This window comes from Nitrososphaera sp., assembly GCF_037447015.1.
Classification (GTDB): domain Archaea; phylum Thermoproteota; class Nitrososphaeria; order Nitrososphaerales; family Nitrososphaeraceae; genus Nitrososphaera.
Genome location: NZ_JBBIHK010000019.1, coordinates 24,122 through 32,624, shown reverse-complemented (window position 1 = coordinate 32,624; position 8,503 = coordinate 24,122). Strand labels below are relative to the sequence as shown.

At 58.1% G+C, this 8,503-nt stretch carries 7 protein-coding genes; 2 read left to right on the top strand and 5 right to left on the bottom strand.

Annotated features, from left to right (window positions below):
• A partial coding sequence (locus tag WKI84_RS08175) for a M1 family metallopeptidase (protein ID WP_337863051.1) occupies nt 1-1,006 on the bottom strand: 1,006 nt, incomplete at its 3' end.
• Between the two features lie 68 nt (nt 1,007-1,074).
• Complete coding sequence (locus WKI84_RS08170) at nt 1,075-3,057, bottom strand: AMP-binding protein (RefSeq protein WP_337863050.1); 1,983 nt, start codon at nt 3,055-3,057, stop codon at nt 1,075-1,077.
• 207 nt (nt 3,058-3,264) lie between these two features.
• On the opposite strand from WKI84_RS08170, the gene WKI84_RS08165 reads away from it, so the two are divergent.
• On the top strand, nt 3,265-3,918 hold the full coding sequence (locus WKI84_RS08165; protein WP_337863049.1) for a hypothetical protein: 654 nt from the start codon (nt 3,265-3,267) through the stop codon (nt 3,916-3,918).
• An 86-nt stretch (nt 3,919-4,004) separates the two neighbouring features.
• Here the strand turns inward: WKI84_RS08165 and WKI84_RS08160 are convergent, their stop codons facing one another.
• Both WKI84_RS08160 and hsp20 read right to left on the bottom strand, forming a co-directional pair.
• Nucleotides 4,005-6,221 (bottom strand): CDC48 family AAA ATPase, encoded by a 2,217-nt coding sequence (locus tag WKI84_RS08160; protein ID WP_337863048.1) that lies wholly within the window; start codon nt 6,219-6,221, stop codon nt 4,005-4,007.
• Between the two features lie 82 nt (nt 6,222-6,303).
• Nucleotides 6,304-6,837 carry an archaeal heat shock protein Hsp20 gene (gene hsp20, locus WKI84_RS08155; RefSeq protein WP_337863047.1) on the bottom strand — a complete coding sequence of 178 codons (534 nt, stop codon included), beginning with the start codon at nt 6,835-6,837 and terminating at the stop codon, nt 6,304-6,306.
• Between the two features lie 115 nt (nt 6,838-6,952).
• Here hsp20 and WKI84_RS08150 point away from each other — a divergent pair, with 115 nt between their 5' ends.
• Complete coding sequence (locus WKI84_RS08150; RefSeq protein WP_337863046.1) at nt 6,953-7,639, top strand: hypothetical protein; 687 nt, start codon at nt 6,953-6,955, stop codon at nt 7,637-7,639.
• Nucleotides 7,640-7,714: 75 nt separating this feature from the next.
• Here the strand turns inward: WKI84_RS08150 and WKI84_RS08145 are convergent, their stop codons facing one another.
• Complete coding sequence (locus tag WKI84_RS08145; RefSeq protein WP_337863045.1) at nt 7,715-8,473, bottom strand: helix-turn-helix domain-containing protein; 759 nt, start codon at nt 8,471-8,473, stop codon at nt 7,715-7,717.
• Between the last annotated feature and the right edge of the window lie 30 nt (nt 8,474-8,503).

Below are 8,503 nucleotides of genomic sequence, written 5' to 3'. Positions count from 1 at the left end.
CAAAGCCCTCGTTGAGCCAGATGTGCTGCCAGTCCCTGCACGTCACGAGGTCGCCAAACCACTGGTGGGCAAGCTCGTGCGAGACTAGGTAGTCGCTTGAAAAGTCGATGTGCGCCTTGGCATCGTGCAGCGTGTCAAGCGTGAGGGTGGTGCAGCTGGAGTTTTCCATGCCGCCGTACACAAAGTCCTGCACGCACACCTGCGAGTATTTCTCGTAGGGGTACTTTGTGCCAAGGTACTCCTCAAAGAACCGCACCATGTCGCCCGTGCGGTCAAACGACCTCTTGGCGTCGTGCGCCAATTCTGGGGGGACATAGTAGTAGAGGCTGCCCTCGTTTATCTCGACGTACTTGCCGACCACGATGGACGTCAGGTACGCAGGGTGGGGGTTCCCCTCGAACCAGTAGTACTTCCACTTTTTGTCATCTCCGCCGTCATTTCCTTTCTCGGTTTTCACGAGCCTGCCGTTAGAGATGGCCGTATAGCCTTCCGGCACCGTGATTACCATTTCGCTTGAGAATTTCACCTGCGGGTGGTCTATGCAGGGGAACCAGTGGCTGGCCTCCACCGTCTCGCCCTGCGTCCACGCCTCAGGCCGCTTGTCGGGGTAGTGGCTGTCCGGCCCCACAAAGTAAAAGCCCTTTCTGGGTTTTGCAGAGTATTCTATCGCGATTGCCGTTTTTTCGCCCTCCTTGAGCGCCCTTGGCAGCTTTATGGTCAGCTTGTCGTCCAGAGCGCGGAAGGCAAGCTTCTTTTCGCCGCCCATTGTAACGGAAATGAAATCGAGCTCGCAGGCGTCAAGCTCCAGCTCCGCCGTCTCCTGCTGGACAGCCTCGACCTGCAGCTCCTGGCGGCACGAGATGGTCCTTGCCGCAAGGTCAGGCTCTACTTCGAGCCGCATGTGGGTTATCGTGAACGCAAGGGAGGGCGCATAGTGCGCGCTGCTGCCGGGGAGTGCAAACTTTTTCCTGCTTTTTTCCTGGCGGTGCTCGTCCTTTGTTATCATGTGCGTATTGCGTTGTGCTAGATCGTGGCGGTAGGATAAAGGTTGCTGGCTGCCACCGGGCTAGGCTGCTATATGCAGTCAAGCGACGACGGGTTCTCTACAGTGGACAGGTCCTGCCCCGACAGGTCCTCGCCTGCCACCTTGGCGCGCACAAGCCGCCTTACCAGCTTGCCCGTTCGCGTCTTTGGCAGCTCGGCCACGAACCTGACCTCCTGCGGCCGGGCGAACTTGCCTATCGCGTCTTCGACCCTTGCGACTATCTCGGCCCTCAATTTGTCCTCATCACCATCATCACCATCATCATCTTCTTCTTCTTTTCCTGGCGGGTCGCGGCCGCCTTTTGTTTCTGCCAGCGCGCAAACCACCACTATCGCCTCGCCCTTTAGCTCGTCCGGCCTGCCCACGGCTACTGCCTCTGCGACTGCTGGGTGCGACGAAACGGCTGCCTCTATCTCGGCCGTGCCGATCCTGTGGCCGGCCACCTTGATGATGTCGTCGGCCCGCCCGCGCATGTACCACAGGCCGTCAGAGTCGACCAGCACGATGTCGCCGTGGTACCAGACGCCTTTGTACCTGGACCAGTACGTCTCGATGAACCGCTCAGGGTTGTTCAGTATGCCCCTGCTCATGGACGGCCACGGCTTTTTTATCACGAGGTAGCCTTCTTCGCCCGGCCTGGTCGGCCCGCCCTGCTCGTCAAGCACGCCTGCGTCAAATCCCGGGATGGGGCACCCTACCGTGCACGGCTTCAGGGGCATGGCAGGCGCGGCTCCAAGGATGGCGCCGCCGGCCTCGGTGCCGCCGGACACGTTGATCACCGGGCATCTCTTTTGCCCGACCTGCTCGAAATACCAGTCCCACGCCTCGCGGTTTATCGGCTCGCCTGTGCACGCAAGGATCCTGATCGACGACAGGTCATATTTTTTTGCAGGCGCAGAATTGCCCTTCATGAACATCCGTATCGCAGTCGGCGCGGCGCCAAAAATGCTGACCCTGTGATCCTGCACCAGCCTGCACCATGCTTCCAGCCCGGGGTGGTCGAGCGCGTCCTCGTACACAAGGGCGGTGCCTCCTACTATCGGGCTGCCGTAGACGACCCAGACCTGCCCCGTTATCCAGCCAATGTCGGCGTACCAGAACAGCACGTCGTCCTTTTTCATGTCGACAAGGTAGCTGGCCTGCTGCGCCGCCACTGCCGTAAAGCCGCCGTGCACCTGCAGCGTGCCCTTTGGCTGGCCCGTGGTGCCCGACGTGTACAAAATAAAGAGCGGGTCTTCCGAGTCCACCTCCTCCGTCCTGGTATTTTTGTTGCTGCTGCTGCCGCCACCGCCAGCAGCCTTTACAAAATCCTCGTACGTGCTGCCGACCGACACTACTCTCTCTACTTTCGTGCCCTCGACTGCCTTTGACCACTGGGCCTTCAGGTCGACCTGCCTGCCGCGCCGTTTGGCGGCGTCCGCCGTTATCAGCATCCTGGCGCCGGAATCCTGGAGGCGCGACCGCAGGGCCGGCGCGCTGAAACCGGAAAACACCGTTGCGTGCACCGCCCCTATCTTTGAGCAGGCAAGTGTCGCATAGAACGCCTCTGCGGTCATGGGCATGTAGATGCCCACCACGTCGCCCCTGCCGATGCCGGCCCCCTTCAGGGCAGAAGCCAGCCTGCCCACTTCAAAGTCGAGCTGGCCGTACGTCACTTTTTTTGCAGTGCCGTCGCCGCCTGCGAATATGAAGGCCACTTTGTCAGGAGTTTCCCTTGCGTGCCTGTCTATCGCGTTTGAGACGATGTTGCACCTGCCGCCGACGAACCATTTCGTCCAGGGCACGCCGCCAGCTGAGTCGTACACCCTGTCATATTTCTTGAACCATTCAAGCCCGAGGTCGTTGTTCACCGCGTCCCAGTACCAGGCAATGTCGTCGTTTGCGCGCCTGACAAGCTCCCTGTAGGTCTTGATGCCGTGCTTTTTCATAAAGAGGCCGACGTTGCTCCCCGCTACTGCGCGCTCGTCCGGGCGGAATGCAAAGGAGCTTTCCTCCCCCTCTCCTCTGGGCAATTTAATAGACAAAGAAGCGGCTGGCCGTACATCACTAATCTACCTAACTACCGGGCAGTGTGGAATACTCAAGCTGGCTGGATAGCGAGTGAGCGAGCGAGCGAGCGCGCACACACGTGTGTGTGATCGCAGGCTCTGCATTTCTCATTGCCAGCGCGCTGCATCCAAAATACAATTAAATCCTGATGGCCTGCCACATTCTACAGTTTGGTCGTCGAAGAAGTCCGGTACGATTTTGAAGACTATCCAAAATACGCCGACGACTTTGTCCGCGACCTCTTGAAGCTGATGATAATATCAAAGCTGAACTCGACTGCGAGAAACGCCCAGTCCAAAGAGTATTTCACAAAGCTGGTGTCGCAGGTGGAGGGCTGCGAGACCAACCTGGTCAAGTACGGCCAACCACTTTTGTATGTCAAGTACAGGGGGGTCGAGTTCACCGACCAGAAGGTGGCGTCGCAGTTTGTCCGAAACGGCAACGTGATAGACGTGACCATGGAGTCGGTCTTTGGCGAGTTTGTCCGCACGTTTGACAGCCTTGCGTCCAAGTCGGACAGCAGGGTGACCTGGGGCACCGGGGACAAGCCTGACCCCATGTTTTCGCTCCTGGACTCGTTTGTGGAGGCCGTGGGCCGGCTCTCGTCGCTCGACCCGGCAAGCCCAAACAGCCTGGCCGGCAAGCGCTTTGGGGTGCGCAACGCCATCATGTCCCGCAAGTCGCTTCACATCGAGTTCCTGGTCAACGGCCAGTTGAACATAATAGAGCTCAACCCCGCACGGAAAAAGAAGGGAAAGGCAGTCGAGCTTCTGTTCGGCTCGTCGGAAGAGGCAAAGGCGATAGCCGCCCTGATGAAGCAGTAGCGGCCGGAAAAACTGTGTAGACGGCAGCGAAAGAAAGAGAAGAAGGAAGGAGGGAGGGGGAAGAGAGAGGGAGAGAGAAGCAAAAATCACATAGTAGCCTGGCTTGGGGCTGTTGCTGCTGCCTGCCACTCCCCCCTCCTTTTTCCTTTTCTGATCTTTTCCAGGGCCCCTTCAAAGTGCTTCATCGTGATCTTGAGGGGCTTCTGGTCTTTGCCGCTCCCCTTGCCACCGCTGCCATCTCCGCCTGCTTTCACGTGCTCCCTTATCGCCGCTATTGCCGCCGCGTTCACGATGGCCTCTATATCTGCACCCGTATAGCCTTCAGTCGCCTGCACCAGCCTGTCAATGTCCACGGACGGGTCGAGCGGCTTTTTCCTCGTGTGTATCTGAAAGATCTCTTTTCTGGCCTCCCTGTCCGGCGGCGGGACTTCGAGCAGCCTGTCAAACCTCCCAGGCCGCAGAAGCGCCTCGTCCAGTATGTCCGGCCTGTTGGTGGCGCCTATCACGACGACCCCCTTCAGGTCCTCAAGGCCGTCCATCTCTGTCAGCATCTGGCTTATGACCCGCTCCGTTACGTGCGAGTCGCCGCCTTCAGAGCCTCCCCTCCTGGGCGCTACGGCGTCCAGCTCGTCAAAGAACACGACGCACGGCGCGGCCTGGCGGGCCTTTCTGAATATCTCGCGCACGGCCTTTTCAGACTCGCCCACCCACTTGCTGAGGAGCTCGGGCCCCTTGATGCTGATGAAATTGGCCTCCGAAGTAGCCGCCACGGCCTTGGCCATCATCGTCTTGCCAGTGCCCGGCGGCCCGTACAGCAGGATGCCCTGAGGGGGCCTGACGTCTGCCTCGGTGAAGAGGTGCGGGTATTTCAGCGGCCACTCTATCGCCTCCGCAAGCTCCTCCTTGACCTCACGCAGGCCGCCAATGTCCTCCCACCTGACGTTTGGCCTCTGCACAAGCACCTCGCGCATGGCCGAGGGCTGGACGTCCTTGAGCGCCTCCTCAAAGTCCTTGCCCGTGACCTTGATCTTGTTCAGTATCTCTGCCGGTATCTTGGGCTGTTCCAGGTTGATCTCGGGCAGTATCTTTCTGAGGGAGCGCATAGCCGCCTCCTTGCTCAGCGCCTCAAGGTCTGCGCCCACAAAGCCGTGCGTCACGCGCGCTATTGCCGCAAGGTCGACGTCGTCGGTGAGGGGCATCCCCCTTGTATGGATCTGAAGGATCTCCAGCCTCCCCTGCTCGTCGGGGATGCCTATCTCTATCTCCCTGTCAAAGCGGCCGGGGCGCCTCAGAGCAGGGTCGATGGCGTTTGGCCTGTTCGTCGCCCCGATGACTACGAGCTTGCCCCGCGCCTGCAGCCCGTCCATGAGGGTCAAAAGCTGCGACACCACCCTCTTTTCCACGTCCCCTGACACCTCCTCCCTCTTGGGCGCTATCGAGTCTATCTCGTCGATGAATATTATCGACGGCGCGCTCTCCTCGGCTTCCTTGAAGACCTGCCTCAGCCGCTCCTCGCTCTCCCCGTAGAACTTGCTCATTATCTCGGGGCCGCTTATGGAGTAAAAGTTGGCGTTCGTCTCGTTTGCCACTGCCTTGGCAAGCAGCGTCTTGCCAGTGCCCGGCGGCCCGTAGAGCAGCACGCCCTTTGGCGCTTCAATGCCAATGCGCTCAAAGATCTCGGGGTGCCTGAGCGGCAGCTCGATCATCTCCCTGACCTTCTGCACCTCGTTCCTCAGGCCACCAATGTCCTCGTAGGACACCCTCGGCACTGCCTTGGCGCCTGCCTTGGGAACTGCCCCTATGACAAACTCTGTCCTCACGTCCACTATGGACGCCGCGTCAGACGGCACGGTGCCTGTGACCACAAAGCCTATCTTTCTGCCCATTATGTTGAGGGGGATCACGTCGCCTTTTGTGAGGACACGCCCTTCAAGCAGGTCGGGCAGGTACTCTTCGAGCCCCACGATGCTGAGCTCCTCCGTGGGGGCGAGGATGACCTGCTCTGCCTTTTTCGCGTTCACCTTGCGTATTACGACGCTGTCGTCTATCCCTATCCCTATGTTGTTCCTGGTATAGCCGTCTATCCTAATCAGCTTTTTGCCGTAATCTTCGGGCTGGCTCGACCACAGGAGGACGTAGCTCTTCTTCTTCCCTGACAGCTCTATGATGTCGCCGGTGGAAAGGCCCATCTCCTCCATGACCTTGGGGTCGATGAGGGCCATCCCCCTGCCCACGAACTTGGAGCTTGTCTCTGCAACCTTGAGCGTTACTCTATCACGGCTGTTATTGTTCCCGTTCTTCATTTCCTATGTTCCACCTCCGCGATAAGAAAAAAGGAGTTTTGGGTCGCCTGCCTTCTCTCTTTTTTCTCTCTCTTTCACCTGCTCACTCCACCTTGACTTCTGTCGCCTTTGGCTTGGGCGGCTCTTTCAGCTTTATCTTCAGCTCCAGGATGCCGTTTGCGTACGTGGCTTTTGCAGACTTGTCGTCAAGCGCGGCGCTGGACGGTATCTCGGTGTGGTATTTCTTGTCTCCCTTCTCCGCGTGTATGGTGACGGTGTCCTGCGACACTTCGACCTTGATGTCCTGCTTTGTGACGCCCGGCATCTCGGCGGTTATGACCAGCGTGTTCTCCTTCTCGTCAAGTGCCGTGTCTACCAGAGGCTCCCTGGTCTCGCTTGGAGCCACCAGCCCCCTTGCGGCAGGCTTGATGTTTCCAAACTCCCTGACGTGCGGTCTGCCGTCCGGCCCGATTGTTACCTGGTACCCGTAGTAGTAGGGAAAGTTTGCCGCAAGCTCTTCCGGCCTCATTCCCCTGACTGTCCGGAACATCCTGTTCAGCATCTCCTCTGCCTCTGCGAACTCCCTGTCCATGTCTTCGAACAGCCTTCCAAATCCAAAGTCTCTGTCTCTCCACATATGTAATGTCACCTTATGATATGTAATAGCCATGACATTATATAATTTTTTCTGCAAACACAAGCTTTTTATTACATGACAATCATCGTACTGGTGGCAAGTGTATCCGCAGGCATTGTCTGTCCCCGAAGCAGTAAGGCAGGTACTTGCGAGTAACAACGTTTACCTCCAGGCCCTTGAGCTTGGGATCGCCAACTATACAGCGCTTGCTGAAAAGATCAAGCCCGAGATCGAGGAGCTGCTTGGCAGCCAGGTCAACCTCAACACGGTCGTGGTTGCCATAAAAAGGCATGCAGATGCAGCCAGAAAGCAAGGCAGGTCTTCCCATCCTTCCCGTCCGTCGGCAGCAGCCGCAAGTGCAGCTGCTGCCGCCGCGGCCACCAAGCCCAAGATGTCGCTTACCAGCAGCATCATCGACATTGACTTTCAGCAGCAGTACGACTCTGCGCTGGCAGAAATTCTGGAGGACTTCTTTGAGCTGGAGGAGGGCAGGTACGGCCTCTTCCAGACTGACAACCATTTCAACCTCCTTGCAGACGATTCTGAAGAGAACCGCAGCCTGATAACCGGCGGACTGAAAAAGATTAACGCCAGGATAAAGGAGGGCCTTTCCAAGATCACCATAGTCATGAGCCCGGACGAGCAGAACCCTTACTCGCTCCTGTCGCTGATCTCATCGATACTGTACAACCACCGCATCCCGGTGCACAGCGCCTTCTTTACCTTACGCGAAATAGTGCTGGTGCTTGAAGACAAGGACGCCGCGCGTGCCTACGACCTGATCAGGATGAAGATAGGCTAGGCAATAAAGGAGCAAGGGCGCTAAGGTGCGAAGCGTATGCCGCGTGTAAAACTTTAGAACGGGGTGCGCCCTGCGCTAGCGCAGGCCCTTGAACAGCACCCTTGCGCTGTCCCTGTCCACTTTGGACCCCATCGTAGCCATGATGGCCTTCAGCCCTGCCTCTTTTGCGTTATTGAGCATGCCGGACAATTCAGAGACAGACCTGGGAGACTCTTCAACTATCTTGTAGAGCACGCCCCTCTCCTCCTCGTCAAACACGTCCTGCCCGATCTCGTGCAGCCTGTGCAGGACAAGCTGCTTCAGGGCGCGCAGGTCGTTCAGGCGCGACTCCAGGTCTGAAATCTCTTCCTCGATGCCGGCCAGGCTGCTCTGCAGCGCGGCAAGGGCGCGGCCAGTCTCTTTTGGCAGTGAATCAAACCTTTCATAGTGCTGCCTTGACTCTTTCTGCCGCGATTCAACCAGCCTTCTGTGCGTTATCGAAAACACGTCTTCTGACAGGGAAACTGTCAGCACAAACGACGCGTTAAGCCTGTAGTACTTTCTGTCCGGGGCGCCAAGGTCGCTCTTTCCCGAATACGCCTCGACCATGCCGCTGCCCTCAAGCGCCTGCATGTGCCTCAGCACCGCCTGCTGGCCGACGTCCACTTCCTTTGCCAGCTGGTTAAAGTACATCGGCTGCCTGGAAAGGACGGCAAGTATCCTGCGCCTGGTGTCGTTTCCCAGGATGTCCAGAATGGCCCCCGAATCCATGCTACTGCTATTGTTGTCTCTACCTATGTAAGATGATGACGACGATGGCAATACCACCACAGCTATTGGCTCTCCTTGTTCCAAAATAAAAAGGGAATGCGGCAGGACACGTGC

Coding starts and splice junctions, on each gene's coding strand:
- WKI84_RS08160 (WP_337863048.1), bottom strand. CDS start 6,221: ATGAAGAACGGGAACAATAACAGCCGTGATAGAGTAACGCTCAAGGTT.
- hsp20 (WP_337863047.1), bottom strand. CDS start 6,837: ATGTGGAGAGACAGAGACTTTGGATTTGGAAGGCTGTTCGAAGACATG.